This window comes from Chryseobacterium sp. S90 (assembly GCF_047444895.1).
GTDB lineage: Bacteria > Bacteroidota > Bacteroidia > Flavobacteriales > Weeksellaceae > Chryseobacterium.
Window position 1 is genome coordinate 36,585 of record NZ_JBLGCX010000010.1, and the last position, 20,527, is coordinate 57,111.

The 20,527-nt window shown below is 36.7% G+C and carries 26 protein-coding genes; 17 read left to right on the forward strand and 9 right to left on the reverse strand.

Annotation, left to right across the window (positions count from 1 at the left end; all coding sequences use genetic code 11):
* Positions 1-13: 13 nt before the first annotated feature.
* The 3 genes from ACLMCG_RS20940 (at position 14) to ACLMCG_RS20950 (ending at position 2,693) form a co-directional block, all read left to right on the forward strand.
* On the forward strand, positions 14-631 hold the full coding sequence (locus ACLMCG_RS20940) for a hypothetical protein (RefSeq protein ID WP_413961144.1): 618 nt from the start codon (positions 14-16) through the stop codon (positions 629-631).
* Positions 632-900: 269 nt separating this feature from the next.
* Positions 901-2,097 carry a PepSY-associated TM helix domain-containing protein gene (locus ACLMCG_RS20945; protein WP_413961145.1) on the forward strand — a complete coding sequence of 399 codons (1,197 nt, stop codon included), beginning with the start codon at positions 901-903 and terminating at the stop codon, positions 2,095-2,097.
* Between the two features lie 95 nt (positions 2,098-2,192).
* Positions 2,193-2,693 carry a low affinity iron permease family protein gene (locus tag ACLMCG_RS20950; RefSeq protein ID WP_413961146.1) on the forward strand — a complete coding sequence of 167 codons (501 nt, stop codon included), beginning with the start codon at positions 2,193-2,195 and terminating at the stop codon, positions 2,691-2,693.
* 25 nt (positions 2,694-2,718) lie between these two features.
* On the opposite strand, the gene ACLMCG_RS20955 is transcribed toward ACLMCG_RS20950, so the two are convergent.
* The 7 genes from ACLMCG_RS20955 to ACLMCG_RS20985 all read right to left on the reverse strand — a co-directional run bounded on the left by ACLMCG_RS20955 (position 2,719) and on the right by ACLMCG_RS20985 (position 11,948).
* Positions 2,719-5,445, reverse strand: a complete 2,727-nt coding sequence (locus ACLMCG_RS20955) for a hypothetical protein (protein ID WP_413961147.1) — start codon at positions 5,443-5,445, stop codon at positions 2,719-2,721.
* Positions 5,446-5,524: 79 nt separating this feature from the next.
* The gene (locus ACLMCG_RS20960) at positions 5,525-6,502 is read right to left on the reverse strand and encodes a hypothetical protein (protein WP_413961148.1); all 978 of its coding nucleotides are present in this window, start codon (positions 6,500-6,502) and stop codon (positions 5,525-5,527) included.
* A gap of 170 nt (positions 6,503-6,672) precedes the next feature.
* A complete protein-coding gene (locus tag ACLMCG_RS20965; RefSeq protein ID WP_413961149.1) occupies positions 6,673-7,095 on the reverse strand; it encodes a hypothetical protein in 423 nt (140 codons plus the stop codon).
* 176 nt (positions 7,096-7,271) lie between these two features.
* Positions 7,272-8,084, reverse strand: coding sequence for a hypothetical protein (locus ACLMCG_RS20970; RefSeq protein ID WP_374200530.1), 813 nt, complete (start codon positions 8,082-8,084; stop codon positions 7,272-7,274).
* A gap of 5 nt (positions 8,085-8,089) precedes the next feature.
* On the reverse strand, positions 8,090-8,821 hold the full coding sequence (locus ACLMCG_RS20975; RefSeq protein WP_413961150.1) for an MIP/aquaporin family protein: 732 nt from the start codon (positions 8,819-8,821) through the stop codon (positions 8,090-8,092).
* A 21-nt stretch (positions 8,822-8,842) separates the two neighbouring features.
* Entirely contained in the window at positions 8,843-10,339 is a 1,497-nt protein-coding gene (glpK, locus tag ACLMCG_RS20980; protein WP_223598540.1) for a glycerol kinase GlpK, read from the reverse strand.
* Between the two features lie 10 nt (positions 10,340-10,349).
* Entirely contained in the window at positions 10,350-11,948 is a 1,599-nt protein-coding gene (locus ACLMCG_RS20985; RefSeq protein WP_413961151.1) for a glycerol-3-phosphate dehydrogenase/oxidase, read from the reverse strand.
* Between the two features lie 116 nt (positions 11,949-12,064).
* Between ACLMCG_RS20985 and ACLMCG_RS20990 the strand changes: the two genes are divergently transcribed.
* Positions 12,065-12,829: a DeoR/GlpR family DNA-binding transcription regulator gene (locus ACLMCG_RS20990; protein WP_223598542.1), complete on the forward strand. Its 765-nt coding sequence runs from the start codon at positions 12,065-12,067 to the stop codon at positions 12,827-12,829.
* An 89-nt stretch (positions 12,830-12,918) separates the two neighbouring features.
* Here the strand turns inward: ACLMCG_RS20990 and ACLMCG_RS20995 are convergent, their stop codons facing one another.
* Both ACLMCG_RS20995 and ACLMCG_RS21000 read right to left on the reverse strand, forming a co-directional pair.
* Complete coding sequence (locus tag ACLMCG_RS20995; protein ID WP_413961152.1) at positions 12,919-13,362, reverse strand: N-acetyltransferase family protein; 444 nt, start codon at positions 13,360-13,362, stop codon at positions 12,919-12,921.
* Positions 13,363-13,378: 16 nt separating this feature from the next.
* Positions 13,379-13,771 (reverse strand): rhodanese-like domain-containing protein, encoded by a 393-nt coding sequence (locus ACLMCG_RS21000; protein ID WP_413961153.1) that lies wholly within the window; start codon positions 13,769-13,771, stop codon positions 13,379-13,381.
* A 132-nt stretch (positions 13,772-13,903) separates the two neighbouring features.
* Between ACLMCG_RS21000 and ACLMCG_RS21005 the strand changes: the two genes are divergently transcribed.
* The 13 genes from ACLMCG_RS21005 to rplX all read left to right on the forward strand — a co-directional run bounded on the left by ACLMCG_RS21005 (position 13,904) and on the right by rplX (position 20,520).
* Positions 13,904-14,800, forward strand: coding sequence for a LysR family transcriptional regulator (locus ACLMCG_RS21005; RefSeq protein WP_413961154.1), 897 nt, complete (start codon positions 13,904-13,906; stop codon positions 14,798-14,800).
* 191 nt (positions 14,801-14,991) lie between these two features.
* Positions 14,992-15,615, forward strand: coding sequence for a 50S ribosomal protein L3 (gene rplC / locus ACLMCG_RS21010; protein WP_047422405.1), 624 nt, complete (start codon positions 14,992-14,994; stop codon positions 15,613-15,615).
* On the forward strand, positions 15,606-16,235 hold the full coding sequence (rplD, locus tag ACLMCG_RS21015) for a 50S ribosomal protein L4 (protein ID WP_047422406.1): 630 nt from the start codon (positions 15,606-15,608) through the stop codon (positions 16,233-16,235). Before rplC ends, rplD begins: the two co-directional genes overlap by 10 nt.
* Positions 16,236-16,238: 3 nt before the next feature.
* On the forward strand, positions 16,239-16,529 hold the full coding sequence (gene rplW, locus ACLMCG_RS21020) for a 50S ribosomal protein L23 (protein ID WP_047376571.1): 291 nt from the start codon (positions 16,239-16,241) through the stop codon (positions 16,527-16,529).
* A 22-nt stretch (positions 16,530-16,551) separates the two neighbouring features.
* A complete protein-coding gene (gene rplB / locus ACLMCG_RS21025) occupies positions 16,552-17,373 on the forward strand; it encodes a 50S ribosomal protein L2 (protein ID WP_123909155.1) in 822 nt (273 codons plus the stop codon).
* A gap of 2 nt (positions 17,374-17,375) precedes the next feature.
* Positions 17,376-17,654, forward strand: coding sequence for a 30S ribosomal protein S19 (rpsS, locus tag ACLMCG_RS21030; protein WP_034678015.1), 279 nt, complete (start codon positions 17,376-17,378; stop codon positions 17,652-17,654).
* A gap of 2 nt (positions 17,655-17,656) precedes the next feature.
* Positions 17,657-18,055 carry a 50S ribosomal protein L22 gene (gene rplV, locus ACLMCG_RS21035; RefSeq protein ID WP_034694674.1) on the forward strand — a complete coding sequence of 133 codons (399 nt, stop codon included), beginning with the start codon at positions 17,657-17,659 and terminating at the stop codon, positions 18,053-18,055.
* A 7-nt stretch (positions 18,056-18,062) separates the two neighbouring features.
* A complete protein-coding gene (gene rpsC, locus ACLMCG_RS21040) occupies positions 18,063-18,812 on the forward strand; it encodes a 30S ribosomal protein S3 (RefSeq protein WP_034694675.1) in 750 nt (249 codons plus the stop codon).
* Between the two features lie 98 nt (positions 18,813-18,910).
* Positions 18,911-19,336, forward strand: a complete 426-nt coding sequence (gene rplP / locus ACLMCG_RS21045) for a 50S ribosomal protein L16 (RefSeq protein WP_029297776.1) — start codon at positions 18,911-18,913, stop codon at positions 19,334-19,336.
* 12 nt (positions 19,337-19,348) lie between these two features.
* Positions 19,349-19,534 carry a 50S ribosomal protein L29 gene (gene rpmC, locus ACLMCG_RS21050; RefSeq protein WP_034694678.1) on the forward strand — a complete coding sequence of 62 codons (186 nt, stop codon included), beginning with the start codon at positions 19,349-19,351 and terminating at the stop codon, positions 19,532-19,534.
* 12 nt (positions 19,535-19,546) lie between these two features.
* Positions 19,547-19,801: a 30S ribosomal protein S17 gene (gene rpsQ / locus ACLMCG_RS21055; protein ID WP_027371715.1), complete on the forward strand. Its 255-nt coding sequence runs from the start codon at positions 19,547-19,549 to the stop codon at positions 19,799-19,801.
* 2 nt (positions 19,802-19,803) lie between these two features.
* A complete protein-coding gene (rplN, locus tag ACLMCG_RS21060) occupies positions 19,804-20,172 on the forward strand; it encodes a 50S ribosomal protein L14 (RefSeq protein WP_002983226.1) in 369 nt (122 codons plus the stop codon).
* A gap of 21 nt (positions 20,173-20,193) precedes the next feature.
* The gene (gene rplX / locus ACLMCG_RS21065; RefSeq protein ID WP_047376572.1) at positions 20,194-20,520 is read left to right on the forward strand and encodes a 50S ribosomal protein L24; all 327 of its coding nucleotides are present in this window, start codon (positions 20,194-20,196) and stop codon (positions 20,518-20,520) included.
* Positions 20,521-20,527 lie beyond the last annotated feature (7 nt).

The following is a 20,527-nucleotide window of genomic DNA, read 5'->3' on the forward strand; positions in this document are numbered from 1 at the left end:
AAAACCATTCATTATGAAAAGTATTAAAACAATATTCTTCGCATTGGCACTTGGTGCAGCGGCTGTCTCGTGCTCCGGAGACAAAAAGAAAGGAATAGATTACAACCAGTTTAAAACAGAAGTGAAACTTACTGCTGAACAGGAGAAAAACTTTAATGAAATTACTGCAAAATATCAGCAGCTTCAGGAACAGAACTTCCAGGCAGCAAAAGCTCAGGGTGGTAATATGGACCGCGTAGCTTTAGGAATTAAAAATGAAGAACTGAGAGCACAGCAGTCTATCGAAATGGCTACAGTTTTAGACGGTCCACAGATGGAGAAGTTCAATAAGTTTGTAGACGAAAATTCCAGAAAAAGACCAAGATATGACAATGCATTACTAGAAAGAATCAAGACAGAAGCACAGCTTTCCGAGGATGAGTTTAAAGTAGTAAATGCAGCTAATGATGCCTTTGAAAAAGCATTCAATGATGCACACGATGTATATCACGGAAACAACGATCTGGCCAAAGAATACTGGGAGAAATTTGATGCCCAGAGAAAAGCTGCTATTCAGAAAGCACTAAGTCCTGAACACTATACGAAATTTGAAGTAATCGTAAAAGATGTTCAGTTTAGAGGAAGAAAATAAACGACATTGATACCAGTAAGGGCTGGAAGCAGGAAGTGGGAGATGGATATGATATTGGGCTAAAAGTTCTTACTACTTTTAAGAAAACATATTCAATTTGGTGAATGTAGATTAAAGTTCAGTGGTAATCTTTTAGACTAAGATAATTCCATTAAAATCTTCATGCTTCCTTACCCGAATTTGTATTAACTTTTTTTAATTTATTCATATCAATTTTAATTTAAAACATTAAGACAGTACTACTGTCTTAATGTTTTTGCTGTTAAACAATGAGACTATTATTCAAAAGCCTTTACAGAAAAAGAAGAAAAAACGAATCGGTTACAAAATACCTGATGTGGATTACTCATCTCTGGTTGGGACTTGTATCAAGTGTCATTGTTTTTATCATGTGTCTTACCGGTTGTTTGTATGCATTCAAAAATCAGATTATTGATTTCAGCAACAGAGATAAAGTATACATAAGCCCGGGATCAGGAAAAACGATGAATCCTGATCTGATCCAGGCAGAATTATTAAAGCACAATAAAGAGCTTACCTCTTTGATGATTCCCGATAATAAAGGGAAAAGTTATGTGATTGGTTACCGTGAGAATAATCTGGATAAAAGTACCTACTATAACCAATATACAGGAGAAATTCTCGGACAGCCGGATGTTGGCTCGGGGAGATTCTTTGAAACTGTTCTGGATCTTCATAGAAACCTGATGATGGGAAATGCAGGAAGGCAGATTGTTGGAGCTTCAGTTCTTATGTTTTGTATTCTGTTGATTTCTGGATTTATTCTCTGGCTCCCGAAGAAACTGAAGTTTTTGAAACAAGGCCTCACTGTTATGTTCAAAGCAAAATTTCAAAGGGTCAATTATGATCTGCACAATACACTGGGATTTTATACTTTTCTGATGCTCTTCTTTATTGCCGTTACAGGATTGTATGTGACCTACCCATGGGTGAAGAATGCTCTTATTATAAGTCTGGGAGGATCGTCAATAGATAACATTTCAAAAGAAGAAGATAATGGAGATGATGCCTTCGGAGGACTTCTGGAAGATATGCTTCAGAAACAGGACGAAAAGAAAAATCTGAAAGATGTTACTTCTGCTTCAGTGGATCAAATTGTAAAGCTGGCAGATCACCACCTTCCTTACACTGCTGTTACTAGTATAGAACTTCCCAATAAAGAAAATCCGCGGTATGTTGTTATCAAAACCAACAGGCAAAACTTCCTTGGAATGATGTTCCCGGATGAAGTGACATTTGATAAAACCGGAGTCTTTAAAACAAAAGAATTGTTTTCAGACAAACCTTTGAACAAACAGTTTACATCTTTAGCAAAACCCTTACATACAGGAGAGATCATGGGACTGCCCAGCATTATTCTCTATTTTGTAGTTTCTCTTATCGGCTGTTCATTGCCGGTGACAGGGTTTGTGATCTGGTGGCATAGATTCAGAAAAATGAAATAGAAACACCCCCAAAGTATTTAGATACCTCATATTCTAAACCCTTTCATGATTTCAGATTAATTTTTATACATTTATTATATATAAAAAAAGAAGCTATGAGTCATAAAGGTCATCATATTTTTGAACAATTTTCAAATTGGGCTGTGAAGTTTACCGGAAGTCCCATTGCTTTTATCGGAGCTTTCCTGATCGTGGTAATATGGGCAGTTACAGGTCCTTTTTTTGACTATTCAGAAACATGGCAGCTTGTTATCAATACCGGAACTACAATTATTACTTTTTTGATGGTATTCCTTATTCAGAAAGCTCAGAATAAAGATTCAAAAGCAATACAGATCAAACTGAACGAAATTATTGCCGCCCACGAAAAAGCAAGCAACCGAATTGTAGATATTGAAGATCTTACGGAAGTAGAGCTTGACCAGCTTCATCTTTATTACGAAAGACTGGCTCAGCTTGCTAAAAAAGATGCGGATATTCATACTTCCCATTCCATTGACGCTGCACAGAGAAATCAGGATTACAAATATGAATTCTTCAAAAGAAAACATGAAGAATGGATGCAGAAGCAGGAACAAAAAAAGGAATCAAATTGATTCCCTTTTTTATTTAATTAAGCTGTTACTTCATAAAATAGCTGAAATAACTACAGCTTCCCATCAGGTTTTTCGTTGTTTCCGTATCAGAATACTGTGCTTTCAACTGAGCAAAATAAGTTCTGTATTTTTGATTTTTAAGATTGTCCATTTCCTTTTGGCGGGCATCTTCTTTCTCAGACCATTTCGGATCAGAATAATCAAAATCTTTTGGAGCCTTCGCTTCGTACTGGTAATATTTACCCTGTTCAGCACTTGCCATCTGGAATAAGATTCTTGCTTTTTCTTCCTTATTATTGGAAAACTTAAGTGCCTTTTGATAATAGTTAATTGATAGATCAAAATTATCAGGCTCAATATAAGAAGTGTCCAGGAAGTTTTTATAATAATACTTGTAAGGATTCTTTCTGTCCGTATTCCAGAAGTCATATTTACCTCCATTACTGTTGTCAATATCCATTACAAATAATTGGCGGTAATATCCTAAAATAGAGGTATTGTACAATAGGTTTCCAATAAGCTGATTGGCTTTTGCTGCTTTTTCACCCGTTCCGTTTCCGATTTTTTTAAGCTGAATCAATACATCTGCTAACTCAAGCTTGTCCATGCTGGTTTTAATGAATGGGAAATCGGTATAGTTTTCTGCTTTCATACTTTCTGTATCCGCACTTCCGAAACTTTCCCAAACATTATGTCCGAATACAAGGTTTGAAATATTTTTGAATCCGTCGTATTCAGTAGGTGTGTATTGTTTGGTAGTAATGGTTTGGCCATTCTTTTCTGTCCATTCGTAATTCTGTCTTGGGATACCGGCAAAGCTTTTTGCTTTTTCATAATAAGTTTTTGCTTTGTCAAAATCGGCAAGTCTCATTGCTCTGTCCCCATATATGTTATTGAAGAAAGCATCAATATTGCCTACGCTATCCATGTTTTTAGCAATAATCTGTTGCTCAAACTGGGTCTTATCAGGCTTTCTGTAAAACTCTTCCACGCTCTTTACAAGGGTAGAATTCGGGTTGTACTGAAGATCCGAAAGCTTATTGTTCATCAGGAAGGATTTTCCGTCTTCACCCTGAAGGAAATAACGGTTTGCCATAACATCCTTAAGGAAATCAGCAGTAGACGGCACTTCACCATAATAATCAAAATTATCTGTAGTGGCTGTGTCTTTCTCTACCTTTTTCTCAACGAAATATTCAGCATAATCTTTCATCAGATGATCTTCATACTCGGCATCAATCCTTGGTTGGGAAACAATGTCATTCAGAACTTTCATTCTTTTGATCTCTTCCAGATATTCAGGATTCGTTGTTTTTATATCTTCCAGGATTTCCGTACTTCCTTTGTAATCTTTTTTCAGGAATTTAAGATAGGCATCTGCAATCTGCCAATATTCATCCTTTGACTTTTCTTTCGTTTTGTCTGTGAATTTTTGAAGGTCATCAAGATAGTCCTTCATTTTATCATCGTACCCATAGCCGGAAGTAGTATAGAATGGAATTCTGTTTGGATTGTCCAGCAACTCATCATCGCTTTGATCTGTTTTCTTCCCATCAGCAGATTCTTTAGATTTTGAACCTCCGAACAGGTTTTTAAAAAATCTTACAATTTTTTGCCAGAAAGAAAGCTTTTCCTCCTTTACTTCAGTGGTGGTAGCGGTTTTAGTATCTTTTGCAGGAGTATTGTTATCAGCTTTTCCTCTTTGTATATACGGACTATTGGCAGCGTCTGAAGTGTAGTAATACGTAGGCAGATAGCTTCTTTCCAGTTCATTAATACTTCTTGCAGCCATTACTTTCAGAATTTCAGAATCAGGATTGATTTCGTACATCTTTTCCATAGTTGGAATCGGATTGTTGAAGTCTTCATACCCTAAAAGGAAATAAGCCATATTCTTTTCTTCGTTCGTATTGGCTCTCTTCATGATGTTGCTGAAAGATGCCGTATCGGAAAGCTTCATAGAAACAAATGCAGACTCTTTACGGTCTTTGCTGTTCATGAATACCTGAAAGAAATTCCAGTTGGCATCACTGTTCATTTCCAATCCTCTCTGTGCTCCGGCTAATTGGTCCAGAGACATGAAGTAAACAGCTCCTTTCAATTTGATCGGAGCAACATAAGTTTTGAACGCCTGCACTGCAGAATCATAGTTTCTTGTATAATGATTCAGACGTACAAGTTGATAACCGTAACGTTGCTTGATCTCAGGGTTTTTTGCCGCATTGTACAAAGACGTTAAAGCAGCAATTGTTTTGTTATAATCAAGAGCCGTTGCATTTTTCCTATTTGCATCTCTGTCGTAATAAAATGAATTTTCATTTTCAACATAATTAATGCTCATATAAGGTTCCAGATACTTGGCTTCAATCAGATAATCAAGACCTTCCTTATATTTTTGGTAGAATCCAGTCCCTAGTTTTTGTAGAATAGGGTTTGTCGGACTTCCATTCTTTAAGGCATTCAGGTCGTTCATACTCATCTTATACACCAGATTCTGAGTCTCGGTATAACTAAGCTGATTGTTGAAGAATTTTTTCCAGGTTTCAATATTGTCATCAGGAATCAATGCAGGATTGTATCCTCCATAAAATCTGCTCGAATAATTGTGCAAAAAAGGAAGATAAGCCTTATCCTTGATGATGGTTTGCGTAAAAAGGTTGAAATAATCATAATCAGGATCTGACCATGCACAGGCGTCAGATTTTGTATAGAAAAGTGATACAACCGCAAGTGAAAGAATATACTTTTTCATAGGGTTCGTAGTGTTTTTTTAATTTTTGTGTAATAGTTTATGGTTTGGTCTTGACAGGTATGTCTCTATCTCTGGGAGATTAAAATTTCCGATCTAACACAAATTTACTATCTAATTGATAATAAATAATATTAAAATGCGGGATTTTTTTCTCTAAAAATGCGATTACCTCTTTAAGCTGTTCTTCAGAAATTTCTTCTGCCTTTATTTTGAAGCCTTTGTTTAAATAACTTCCAAAATAGAATCCATCTTTCAACACCTGAATTTCATGTTCGGATATCTTTTTGAAATTTGGGTTTTCAAGATCTCTTTTAGATAAGGCATTGATTAGTTTATGTTTGCCCAAATGATTGGTGACAATTCCCCAGGAATAAATAGGAAGCGCTACTTCGATTTTTTTGATAGGGTAGTCTTCCATTTTTGAAAGATAGCTTTTTAGAATGTTGATATCCAGAATGGAATTCTTGTCAGAATTTTCCAGTGGTGATGAAGTGGAGTAGCACATCAGGTACACTTTTTCAACAGGAGGAATTCCGGTCTGCTTCTTATCTTTTACCTGATGAAGACGAAGGGTGCAGGTCACTTCTTTTCCGGAGATCTTTTTGAGCTCTTTCAGAAATTTAAAATAATCATTTCGTGTTCCCGCTGTCCAGTCACAGTCGATCTGAATTTCATTATTGGTTTTCAGATGATACTCTTCCGCCTTTTTCTGAATTAAAAGATGAACACTTTCCGCAAGGAATTTGATCTCTTCTGCAGAAATGCCCAACAAAGTCTGATTGGTAATAAAAACAGTGGGAACAATCTGTTTATTGGTCTGAAAACTTTTGTCTTTTGTAATAACAGCTACCGGCTGAAATTTTCCGTTCACTTTGTCTACATCAAAAAATCTCGTGTACAGGTAAGGAACGGTTGCCTGATCTAATGCTTTCTTTTCTTCGTGATCCAGCTTCAGATTGGTTTTCCAGTAATAGAATGTGTATGGATGATCTTCTTTCTTATTGCATGATACTACAAGAAAGAGAAGAAATACGAATAAAATTTTAAAATGTCTCATTGATACAAATCACTCTTGAAGCCACAATTCATTATAGCTATATGTTTTTCAAAAATAAAGATATTTAAGCAAAATATAAACCGTAAAATCCCGGTGATTAATTTGGCGGGATCGCTTTTCACAACAAGAAAGCCGCCCCGATGGAGCGACTCTCTCTATATACTGTTTTACTACTTGTAAAGTTCACTTTCGCACTTACAGTTTTCCTTATCAATGCTCTCTCTGGAAGAGCAGCATCCATCAAGATGTAGAATATTTCCCCTTTCATCGGTAAGGTAAATCTTGTCTTTGTCGAATTTCACCAGAAATGTCTCCTCATATTCTTTGAAAGCTACTTTCATGACTTTATTAGGAGCATATTTTCCGGCATTGATTTCCTCTGTTGTTTCTTTTCCGTCTGCCTGATTCACCTGAACGTATCCAAAATGAACATCACCATTCGATTTTATATCCAGATAATAGTGGGGAGTACCGGTGCCGCTATATCCTTTCATGATATCAAAACTTCTGTGTCCGGTAAAAGGAACCTTTGCCTGCTGTGCCAACGTAAAAATACTGATAAACAGGATCATTAAACTGAAAATCTTTTTCATTACTCTTTTTTCCAAAATTAAAGATATTTAAACAAAATATTCTCCGTAAAAACCCGGTTATTGATGGGATTTTTACCCTATTTTAAATTCACATAATCCTTCTTCTTTTAGGAAGAGCATGTAACAAAAAACCACCCCAAAAGGAGTGGCTTTTCTATAATTTAGTTTCATTCAGATTAAAAAACGGTTGCTGCAAGCTGAATTCTGGCGTATTTATTAGACGGATTCCACATCGCCATCATAGTTACAGGAAGGCTGTAGTGATCTGTGATCTTAACCACTTTTCCTGCTTTTACCCCTACATTTACAATGTCGAAGCTGTTTTTGCCATTACCATACAAAAAGGTTTTGTCGTTGAGAGCAAATCCGGCCCCTACAAAAGCATCCAGGTTTACTTTCTGTCCACTGATGACAGGATAGCTTGCCTGAACATACGTAGAATATCTATTTTTCTTATAACTTCCGTCAGCTTCCAGAATGACTTCTCCTGCATTGGCTCCTCCATACAACATAATGTCTGCTTCAATATTAATTGGGAATGAAGGTCCGAAAGTATAATTTGTTCTTAAATCAATAATATGAGCTGTTCTTCTCTGTGAATAGCTGAAGATATCATCAGCGGCTACTGCAGTATTGATATTTCTGGAGTTATAAAGATCCCATAATCCAATATAAAAACGTCCGTCAGAATACTGAACATAATAATTGATTTCCTTATAATGAGTATTGTCTTTATCATCCGCTAATGCAGAAGCTCCCCAGATTCCCACTTTCCATTTCTTTTCCGCATCCAAAGCGTAGGAAAGATTTCCCATCACAACAGGCTTGTCTGTAATAATAAGCCCTCTCCATAAGTGATTGTTCTGAATGTTGGCTGTAAAATCAAGCCTGCCTTCTTTGGTTTCCTTGGTTTCACCAGTTTCCTGTGAAAATAACCTTCCTGTGCCCAAGGCAAGAAGAAAGATTCCCTTTAAGATTTTTTTCATCATTTGTTTTATTTTAAAAATCCATATATAACTGCTGCGATTATAGCCCCTGTAATTGGGCCTATAACAGGAATCCAGGCATATCCCCAATCACTGCTTCCTTTTACAGGTAAGATGGCATGCATGATTCTTGGGGCAAGGTCTCTTGCGGGGTTAATTGCATATCCTGTTGTTCCTCCTAGCGATAAGCCAATTGCCCACACCACAAACGTAACAGGAATAGCCCCGATAGTACCTAATCCTACTTTAGCGGTTGGATCTGCCTGTAAAGAAATACTGGGCTCTGCAAAATAGAAAACACAGAATACCAATACAAATGTTCCGATAATTTCACTAATCAGGTTAGAGGATGTCTTTCTGATAGCCGGACCAGTACTGAAGCAGGCCAGTTTAGCTCCTTCATCTTCCGTGATGGCAAAATGATCTTTATGGAACAGCCACACCAAAAATGCACCCAACATTCCTCCAATCATTTGAGCTGCGATATAAGACGGAACGAGATCCCAGGAAAATTTTCCTGCAATGGCCAGTCCAATGGTTACAGCTGGATTCAGATGGGCACCACTTATTGGCCCTGCAACGGTTACTCCCACAAAAACGGCCAATGCCCATGCGGTAGTAATAACGATCCACCCGGAATTATTTCCTTTCGTATCTTTTAAGACAACATTGGCTACAACACCGTTGCCTAACAATATTAGAAGCATCGTCCCGATAACTTCTGCGATAAATGGGGTCATATAAGTTTTTTTATGAGTGAGTTAATCTTCTATCCAGCTTTGAGCGCTTTTTACAGCTTTCTTCCAGAAGTGGGTCATTTTATCCACTTGTTCTCTGTCCAATTGAGGGTGGAAATCTTTGTCCACAATCCACTGTTCCTGAATTTCGTCTACATTTTTCCAGTATCCCACTGCAAGTCCTGCCAGATAGGCTGCACCAAGAGCTGTAGTTTCCAGTGTTTTGGGTCTTGTAATTTTAAATCCGAAAAGGTCAGACTGTATCTGCATCAAAAGATCGCTGGCAGATGCACCGCCATCTACTCTTAATTCAAGACTGGCTGTTCCAGAATCGGCTTCCATAGCTTTCACAATATCATACACCTGAAATGCAATTCCTTCCAGTGTGGCTCTTGCAATATGTGCATCAGTGGTACCTCTGGTAATTCCTACAATTGTTCCACGGGCATACTGATCCCAATAAGGAGCACCAAGACCCGTCAATGCAGGAACGAAATACACACCGCCATTATCTTCTACAGAAGCTGCCAATTCATTTACCTGTTCAGATGAATGAATAAGCTTAAGCCCATCTCTTAACCATTGAATGGCTGCGCCTCCTACAAATACACTTCCTTCAAGCGCATAGTTCACTTCTCCATTGATTTTCCAGGCTACAGTTGTAAGAAGATTGTTTTTGGAAGAAACAGCTTCTGTTCCTGTATTCATTAATAAGAAACATCCTGTCCCATAAGTATTTTTTACCATTCCCGGAGTGGTGCACATCTGACCAAATAATGCAGCCTGCTGGTCTCCTGCAATTCCTGCGATCGGAATTTTGGTAGAGAACAGAGTAGTGGCAGTTTCACCATATATCTCACTGCTTTGTTTTACTTCCGGAAGAATAGCTTTTGGAATGTCAAATAATTCTAATAAATCATTATCCCATTCTAAAGTATGAATATTCAGAAGCATTGTTCTGCTGGCATTGGAAACATCCGTGATAAACATTTTTCCGCGGGTAAGTTTCCACACAAGCCATGTGTCAACCGTTCCGAAACATAATTTCCCTTCTTCTGCTTTTTGTCTTGCTCCTTCCGTATTATCGAGAATCCATTTTAGCTTGGTTGCTGAGAAGTAAGCATCCAGAACAAGTCCTGTTTTTTCTTTGATTGTTTCTGTGTGCCCTTGTTCTTTCAGTTCGTCGCAGTATTTTGAAGTTCTGCGGTCCTGCCATACAATTGCGTTGTAAATAGGTTCACCGGTTTCTTTGTCCCAAACGATGGTAGTTTCACGCTGGTTCGTAATACCAATAGCGGCAACTTCCAGTCCGGAAATACCTGCTTTCGCGATAACTTCTGCAGCTACGGAGATCTGTGAAGACCATATTTCATTAGGATCATGTTCTACCCATCCCGGAGTAGGGAAGATCTGTCTGAAATCTTTCTGAGATACATATTTTATTTCTCCACTATGATTGAAGAGAATCGCTCTGGAGGAAGTCGTCCCCTGGTCTAGAGCGAGGATAAGTTTTTCATTCATGTATATAGTGCTAATTTAGGTTGATAACTTTAGGTGAATAAGGAGTTAATAAATACCCTCTTGCTAATTCAATGAATTCATTTTCCTGCTGCTGAGCCCATTCTTCAGAATATCCTTTTTCCTCAGCAATGATTCTTGCTACGTTATGTGCGCTGTCTATAGCGGCTCTTGCATCAAGAAAAAGTAAACGTACCCTTCTTGCCAGGATATCCTCAATAGTTTCCGCCATTTCCGTTCTTACAGCCCAAACTATTTCTGCTACAGTAAAAGGATGCTCCGGATGAATTTTTTGGGCATAACGAGGGTTGCTCTCCTGCAGTGCCTTGATAGAAGGGATATCAGATCCGTAAACGTACAGGTGATTCGTTCTGTCTACCTGTTCTGGTTTTACATTTCCATGGATGGAAAGATGTTCGGTCTTAGATGGGCTATTTCCCAACCTGTGAACTTTCATTGCTTCATCTACGGTATCTTCCGCCATTTTACGGTAGGTGGTCCATTTTCCTCCGATAATAGAAACCAATCCTGTTTCTGATGTAATCACTTTATGGCTTCTGGAAACTTCTTTTGTACTTTTGCTTCCGTCTTTAGGAGCGGCAAGAGGACGAAGCCCGGCGAAAACAGATTTTACGTCTTCACGGGTTGGTTTTTTAGCTAAATATTGTCTGGCAGTATTTAAAACAAAGTTGATTTCTTCTTCCAAAGCACGAGGTTCGAAACTTTCGTCCTTTAAAAGAGTATCTGTAGTTCCTACTAATGCTCTGTCATGCCATGGAACAACAAATAAAACTCTGCCATCTGAAGTTTTTGGAATCATGATCGCATCATCACTTTTCAGGAAAGATTTATCTAATACAAGGTGAATTCCCTGGCTTGGTACTACAAGTTTACCATGCTTAGGATTGTTCATATTAAGAATGTCATTCGTAAAGACACCGGTTGCATTGATGACTACTTTACCATGAATCTGATATTGCTGTTTAGAAAACTGATCTTCTGCCACAACCCCGATTACTTTATCGGAAGCATCTTTTAAAAGATTGATGACTTTTACATAATTGACTGCACTTCCACCTTTTTCAATGATAGTCTGGGTAAGATTAATCGCAAGTCTGGCATCGTCAAATTGTCCGTCCTGGTAAACAACACCACTCATCAGGTGATTTTGTTCAATAGTAGGAAGCTTTTCAACAGTTTTTGATTTGCTGATGTATTTTGTTTTTCCCAAACTTAATTTTCCGGCAAGGAAATCATAAACGGAGAGTCCTATTTTATAGTAGATTCCTCCCCACCATGTATAGTTCGGAATAATGAAAGACTGATTTTTCACGATATGTGCTGCATTTTTTGCCAGAAGTCCTCTTTCTTTCAATGCTTCTTTTACCAATCCGACATCTCCCTGGGCAAGATATCTAACTCCGCCGTGTACCAATTTGGTGCTTCTGCTGGATGTTGCTTTTGCAAAATCATGAGATTCAATCAATAAAGTTTTGAATCCTCTGCTTACTGCGTCTAATGCTGAACCTAAACCACTGGCTCCTCCTCCTATGACAATAAAGTCCCATTCTTTTACATTGGTTAACTTACTGAGTTCTTCGTTTCGTTTCATAAATGTTTCGTTTATGTTTCGTTTTCAAATATATAAATTAAAAATGAAAGCAAAAAGAAAATAAATGAAATTTTAAGAAGTGAAAAAAAAACGGTATTTTTGATGAAACGAATAAAATGGAAAAGCTAATACCAAGACAGGATGAAATATTGAAAGAGCTTGATGAAAAAGGACATGTTCTCGTTCAGGATCTGTGTGAAAAACTCAATGTTTCCTCGGTTACGATCCGAAAGGATTTGAACTATCTTGAAAGTCTGGGGCTTCTTTTCAGAAATCATGGAGGGGCAAGTAAGCAGGTAAGATATGCTTATGAAAAAAATGTAGTGGAGAAAGAAAGTATCAATGTGGACGCAAAGCAGGCGATTGCCAGAGCTGCTCTACCATTGATTCAAGAGAATGACTGTATTATATTGGCGTCTGGAACGACGATGCATTATCTGGCCAGGATGTTAATGAGCTTTGGTTCACTTACGGTATTGACATCTTCACTCAGGGTAGCAATCGAACTTTGTAATAATCCTAATATTAATGTGATCCAGTTAGGTGGTGAGGTGAGAAAAAGTTCTACTTCTATCGTTGGATCTATTTCAGAAGCAATTCTTAAGCAGTTTTCCTGTAATAAACTTTTTCTTGGGGTAGATGGAATTGATCTGGAGTTTGGGATCAGTACTTCTAATGCTGCAGAAGCGCATCTAAATCAGGTGATGATTGAATGTGCAGATAAAACAGTAGTTCTTGCAGATTCTTCCAAATTGAACAAGAAAGGTTTCGGTAAAATAGCTTCGTTGGATGAAGTGGATTATTTGATTACCGATGAAGGTATCGGTAAAGAAGATAGGTCTGCATTGGAGGAAAGAGGAGTTACAGTTATTGTAAAATAGGCTGTATTTAACCTATTCAATTATTTAAAATTAAAACAGAGACAGTCTGATTTCAGAAAGTCTCTATTTTAAATTAAAAATGAGGTAATTTATACCTTCCAGAAAAATCTTTCTTTGCTTTTTCTTTCCGCTCCAAGCTGTGAGTAGAACTTAATGGCTCTTGTATTAAAGTTTGGGGTTTGCCATTGAATTACCGAGCAGCCTTCTTCTTTTGAAAAAACTCTTATTAATTCCATTATTTGCTTTCCCGTTCCTTTTCCTCTTGCGCTATCCTTGAGGAATAAGCAATCAACATAAATATAATAACCGACATCCCAAGTTGAAAACTGTTTGAAAAAAGTTGCATATCCTATTATTTCAGTATCGGATTCAGCAATGAGACATTTTATATTTGAATCCGGATTGAGAATATGCTTAGAGAGTAATTCTTTCTTGTTTTCTTCTTTAAAGGAACTCCTTTCGTACTGGGCATGAGCTTTACATAGTTCAATAATTGAGGTAAGGTCTTTTTCCTCAGCAAATCTTATTTTCATATTGCTTATTAGTGATTTAACATGCACATACAAATGTAGATCCTTGGGTGGGATTTGTTCCTTCCGTGGCATAGCCGTCAAACTTCCACCATTCAATTCCTCCCATTAATTCAATGACCTTAAATCCTAATTGAGTCATTTTTAAAGCTCCTTTTGTAGAGGCATTACAGCCGATACCGTCACAATAGCAAACGTATATTTTCGATTTGTCAAGATGTTGGGTTTTCTCTTCTGTCATTTCCCGATGAGGAAGGTTAATTGCGGATGGAATATGTTCTTTGTTGTAGCCGATTGGTTTTCGGGTATCAACTGCTATATAATCTGTACTATTTTGAAACACATCATATAAATCTGAAGGGTCCATTTCATACGATAATTTTTTTTGATAGAATTCAATTTGTTCTTGCATAATTTTAGAATGTTTATAATGCAAAGCTATGCTCGGGCATCTTTTTTTTTCAAGATTTAAATTGAATGCTCTGCAGTTGTAAATGAAATATTTTCAGACATTATTTTTTTGTTATATTGTTAACTTTGCATGATGGAAATCAAGTTTTTAAAACTTATTAAAACAATTGCGGAAGAAGGAAGTATTGCTAGTTCTTCTGAAAAACTATTTTTGACACAATCTGCCTTAAGTCATCAGCTTAAGGATCTTGAAATTCAGCTTGGTTTTAAAGTATTCTACAGAACACGGAACAAATGGGAGTTAACTGAAGAGGGGAATGTGCTCTATAAAACTGCGTGTACGGTAATGGATAGTATTGGGAGCGGTCTGAATGCAATTCAGCAAATAAGGTCAGGAGCGGCAGGTACAATAAAAATCAGCACAGAATGCTACTCATTCTATCAAGGGTTGCCGCTATTTATTCAGAAAATGAAAGTACTGTATCCTGGAATTGATGTAGATCTGGTGTTGGAAGCAACCCATAAGCCGGTTGTAAAAGTTATATCGAATGAAATAGATATTGCTGTTGTTACCTCAAAGCCTTCTGGTAATAAAGAATTGGTAAGTGTTGAAATTTTTGAAGATGAAATTTTTGCCGTCATGCATCAGGAAAATATTTTGAATGATTCGGAATACTTGATTGCTGATGATTTCCTGCAAACCCATCTAATTATTCATTCTTTTCCTTTAAAAACAGTTTCTGTTTACGAAGAATTTCTAAATCCGAACGGGATATTGCCACTGAAGATTTCTGCAGTTCCCTTAACGGAAGTCACTTTGGAAATGGTACAGGCTAACATAGGGATTACCTGTATGCCGAAATGGGCATTGAAGTCTTTCAAATTATCTGATGAACTGAAGTTTAAAAAAATCGGAAGTAACGGTTTGAAAAGAAAACACTATCTGATCGTAAGGAAATCTGACATTGGAAAAAAGTATGTTAATGACTTTCTTTTGAACTTCAAAGAGTATTTTCAAAATTTCGGATAGTTTTTTGTCTGAGATCGCTAAATGATTAAAAATCAAAATATTTTACTCAAAATATTTGTCAGTTATAAAATAATTCATAAATTTGCACACTCATTTTAGGAGCGTAGTATGCCTATATCAAAAGTAGAAATTACTTCAGACTTCCGAAAAATGGTGATAAATAAAGGATAAATTTTATTATAATATAAACAATGTCAGGTATTATTGGTAAAAAAATCGGTATGACGTCTTTGTTTAACGAAGAAGGAAAAAACATTCCTTGTACAGTTATTCAAGCTGGTCCATGCTCGATTTTACAGGTCAGAACCTTAGAAAAAGACGGTTATACAGCTGTTCAATTAGGTTTCGATGACAAGAGTGAGAAGAACGTTGGTAAAGCGTTAGCTGGTCATTTTAAAAAGGCTGGTTCTGCTCCTAAAGCTAAATTAGTAGAATTCCATGATGGATTTACTGAAGCAAAAGTAGGAGAGGTAGTAAGTGTTGATCTATTCATCGAAGGTGAATATGTAGATGTAACAGGAACTTCAAAAGGTAAAGGCTTCCAGGGTGTTGTTAAAAGACACGGATTTGGAGGTGTAATGCAGGCAACTCATGGTCAGCACAACAGACTTAGAGCTCCAGGTTCTATCGGTGCTGGTTCAGACCCTTCAAGAGTATTCAAAGGGATGAGAATGGCTGGAAGAATGGGAGGTGAGCAGGTAACTGTTCAAAACCTTCAAGTGTTAAAAGTTGATCAAGAACAAAATCTTTTAGTAGTAAAAGGTGCTGTTCCGGGAGCTAAAAATTCTTATGTAATTATCAGAAAATGGAACTAGTAGTATTAAATACATCAGGAAAAGAGACCGGAAGAAAAGTAACTCTAGACGAAACAGTATTCGGAATTGAGCCAAATCAGCACGCGGTTTACTTAGAAGTTAAACAGTATCTTGCTGCACAAAGACAGGGTACTCATAAAGCGAAAGAAAGAAGCGAAATTACTGCTTCTACTAAGAAGCTTAAGAAGCAAAAAGGATCTGGATCTGCTAGATACGGGGATATCAAATCTCCAACTTTCAGAGGTGGAGGTAGAGTATTCGGACCAAAACCAAGAGACTACAGATTCAAATTGAACAAAGCTCTTAAGAGATTAGCTAAAAAATCTGTTTTATCTCAGAAAATGAGAGACAACAGCATTAAAGTTTTAGAAGATGTGAGCTTTGCTGCTCCTAAGACTAAAGATTTCATCAATGTATTAAATGCATTGGAACTTAACGGTAAAAAATCTTTATTCGTTCTTCCTGAAGCTAACAAGAATGTGTATTTATCTTCAAGAAACTTGCCTAAAACTAAAGTAATGAACTTCAACGAGATCAGTTCTTACGATTTAGTAAATGCAGGTGAGATTATTTTCTTCGAAGGTGCAGTTGAAAAATTCCAGGAAAATTTAAAGAAATAAGTCATGTCTATTATTATTAAACCAGTTATTTCAGAAAAGGCTAATTACCTTACAGATTTAAGAGGTTCTTATTCTTTCTTAGTTGATCCTAAGGCGAATAAAATCCAGATTAAAAAAGCTGTTGAAGCAGCTTACGGTGTAAAAGTAGCAGACGTTAACACAATGATTTATGCTCCGAAGGTTTCTTCAAAGTACACTAAAAAAGGTCTTCAAGTAGGAAAGACAAACAAATTGAAAAAAGCGGTAATCAAACTTGCTGAAGGTGAGGTTATCGATATTTTTGCTGTAAATTAATTATTAATTATAAATAATAGTAATGTCTGTTAGAAAATTAAAACCTATCACCCCGGGACAGAGATTCAGAATTGTAAACAATTTTGAGGAAATTACTACCAACAAACCAGAGAAGTCTCTAACAGTTGGTATTAAAAAGTCAGGTGGACGTAACCAAACAGGTAAAATGACCATGCGTTACACCGGAGGTGGACACAAAAAGAAATACAGAATTATTGACTTCAAAAGAAACAAAGCAAACGTTGAAGCAACTGTAAAATCTGTAGAATACGATCCAAACAGAACTGCATTTATCGCTTTATTAGAGTACGCAGACGGAGAGAAGAGATATATCATCGCTCCAAACGGTATCAAAGTTGATCAGAAAGTAATTTCTGGAGAAAGCGTAGAGCCAAATGTAGGAAACGCAATGAAGTTGAAAAACATTCCTTTAGGTACTGTTATTTCTTGTGTTGAAATGAAGCCTGGTCAAGGTGCTATTTTAGCAAGAAGTGCTGGTTCTTCAGCTCAATTGACTTCAAGAGACGGAAAATATGCAATCATCAAATTGCCTTCAGGAGAATCAAGAATGATCCTTACTGAATGTTATGCAATGATTGGATCTGTTTCTAACTCTGACCACCAGTTAACTGTATCAGGTAAGGCTGGTAGAAGCAGATGGTTAGGTAGAAGACCAAGAACTAGAGCAGTTGTAATGAACCCGGTTGATCACCCAATGGGAGGTGGTGAAGGACGTTCTTCTGGAGGTCACCCAAGATCTAGAAACGGTATGCCGTCTAAAGGTTACAAAACTAGAAAGAAAAACAAAGTGTCTAACCGTTACATCGTATCTAAAAGAAAATAATTATGGCAAGATCACTTAAAAAAGGACCGTTCATTCATCATACTTTAGATAAGAAGGTTCAGGCAAATATAGAAGCTAACAAGAAAACTGTTATCAAAACTTGGTCTAGAGCATCAATGATCTCTCCAGACTTCGTAGGACAAACTATTGCAGTACACAACGGGAAATCTTTTATCCCAGTTTATGTTACAGAAAACATGGTTGGTCACAAGCTAGGCGAATTTTCTCCAACAAGATCTTTCAGAGGTCATGGTGGTAACAAAAACAAAGGAAGCAGATAATCATGGGATCAAGAAAAAGAGAAAGTGCATTAGCACGTAAATTGACAAACCAAGACGTAGTAAAAGCAATACACAATGATTGCCCGTCTTCTCCAAGAAAAATGAGATTAGTAGCTGATATCATTAGAGGAGAGCAGGTAGACAAAGCTTTATACATTCTAAAATATTCTAAAAAAGACGCATCTAACAAGTTAGAAAAAGTATTGCTTTCAGCAATGGCTAACTGGCAGACTAAAAACGAAGGTGCTGATATTGAAGAAGCAAATCTTATCGTTAAAGAAATTTTTGTAGACAGTGCTAGACAATTGAAGAGACTAAGACCAGCTCCACAAGGTAGAGGGTACAGAATCAGAAAAAGATCAAACCACATTACATTAATCTTAGGTAAAAAAGAAAATTAATCAAGGTATGGGACAGAAGACAAATCCAATTGGTAATAGATTAGGTATCATCAGAGGATGGGATTCTAACTGGTTTGGTGGAAACGATTATGGAGACAGAATCGCTGAAGACTACAAAATCAGAAGATACCTTGAGGCTAGATTATCTAAAGGTGGTATTTCAAAAATTTATATCGAAAGAACACTTAAATTAGTAACAGTTACAATCACTACTGCTAGACCGGGACTTATCATCGGTAAAGGAGGTCAGGAAGTTGATAAATTGAAAGAAGAATTGAAGAAACTTACAGGTAAGGATATTCAAATCAACATTTTCGAAATCAAAAGACCTGAATTAGATGCTGTATTAGTTGCTGATAGTATTTCTAAGCAAATTGAAAACAGAATTTCTTACAGAAGAGCTGTTAAAATGGCAATGGCAAGTACTATGAGAATGGGTGCTGAAGGTATCAAAGTTCAAATCTCTGGTAGATTGAACGGAGCTGAAATGGCAAGATCAGAATCTTTCAAAGAAGGAAGAATTCCATTGTCAACTTTCAGAGCTGATATTGATTACCACTGGGCAGAAGCTCACACTACTTACGGTAGACTAGGTGTAAAAGTTTGGATCATGAAAGGTGAAGTTTACGGTAAAAGAGAACTTTCTCCACTAGTGGGACAACAGAAAAAAGGAGGTCAGTCAGACAGAGGAAACAGAGGAGGAGACAGAGACAACAGAAGACCTAGAAAAAACAACAACAATAACAATAATAATTAAAATTTTAGATTAGAAATTTTGAATTTTAAATTACCGTTACTTTTTTAAAATTAAAAAAAATCTAAAATCTAAAATCTAAAATCTAAAATTTAGAAATTATGTTACAACCAAAAAGAACCAAATTCCGTAGAGTTCACAAGATGAAGATGAAGGGGAATGCCCAAAGAGGTAGTCAACTTGCTTACGGAACTTTTGGGATCAAAGCAACGGAAGGAGCTTGGATCACTGCAAGACAGATTGAAGCAGCTCGTATCGCTGCGACAAGATATATGAAGAGAGAAGGTCAACTATGGATCAAAATCTTCCCAGATAAGCCAATTACTAAGAAACCAGCGGAAGTACGTATGGGTAAAGGTAAGGGTGCTGTTGAATATTGGGTAGCTGTAGTAAAACCAGGTAAAATTATGTTCGAAATCGGAGGTGTACCTTACGATATCGCTAAGGAAGCTTTAAGACTTGCTGCGCAAAAATTACCAGTAGTTACTAAATTCATCGTTGCTAACGATTTTGTTAAACCTCTATAATCTTTGAATACAATGAAAAATGCTGATATTAAAAATTTAAGCGCGGGTGATATTCAAGCTCAATTAACTGAAGCAAAAGCTCAATATTCTAAATTGAAATTAGCTCATGCAATCAGCCCAATTGAAAACCCGATTCAAATCAGAGATTTGAGAAAAACAATCGCAAGACTAAACACTGAGTTAACTAACAAACAATAATTTCATTTTACAATGGATAGAAATTTAAGAAAAGAAAGAATCGGAGTGGTTTCCAGCAATAAAATGGAAAAAACTATTGTTGTTAGTGAAACTACAAGAGTAAAGCACCCGATGTACGGTAAATTCGTTTTGAAAACGAAAAAGTATACTGCACACGACGAGAACAACGAATGCACAGAAGGTGATACAGTTTTGATCCAAGAAACTAGACCTTTGAGCAAGAGCAAGAGATGGAGATTAGTAAGAATCATTGAAAAAGCTAAGTAATAATGTTACAAACAGAATCAAGATTAAAAGTTGCTGATAACACAGGTGCTAAAGAAGTACTAGTTATTAGAGTTCTGGGAGGAACCAGAAGAAGATATGCTTCAGTTGGTGATAAAATCGTTGTTACTATCAAGGATTCTACACCATCAGGAAACGCTAAAAAAGGTCAGGTATCTAAAGCTGTAGTAGTAAGAACTAAAAAAGCAGTAAGAAGAAAAGATGGTTCATACATCAAATTCGACGACAATGCTTGTGTATTACTAAACGCAGCGGGAGAAATGAGAGGAACGCGTGTTTTCGGACCCGTTGCTCGTGAGTTGAGAGACAAAGAATATATGAAAATCATTTCATTAGCTCCTGAAGTACTTTAATTTTAAAAATTTTTAAAAGAAATGTCAAAGTTAAAAATAAAAAGAGGAGATAACGTAATCATTACTACTGGTAAGAAAGATATCAAAGGTAAGACTGGTGAAGTTATTGAAGTGATCAAGAAAGAAGGAAAAGACCCTAGAGTAATCGTTGCAGGACTTAACATCGTTAAAAAACACGTTAAGCCTTCAGCTTCAAATCCTCAAGGAGGAATTACTGAAAAGGAAGCTTCTATTCATATCTCAAACGTAGCTTTAGTTGGTAAAGACGGAAAAGCTATCAAAATCGGTTACAAAATCGAAGGAGATAAGAAAGTGAGAGTTAACAAAAAAACGGGTGAAACTTTATAATTTGAAT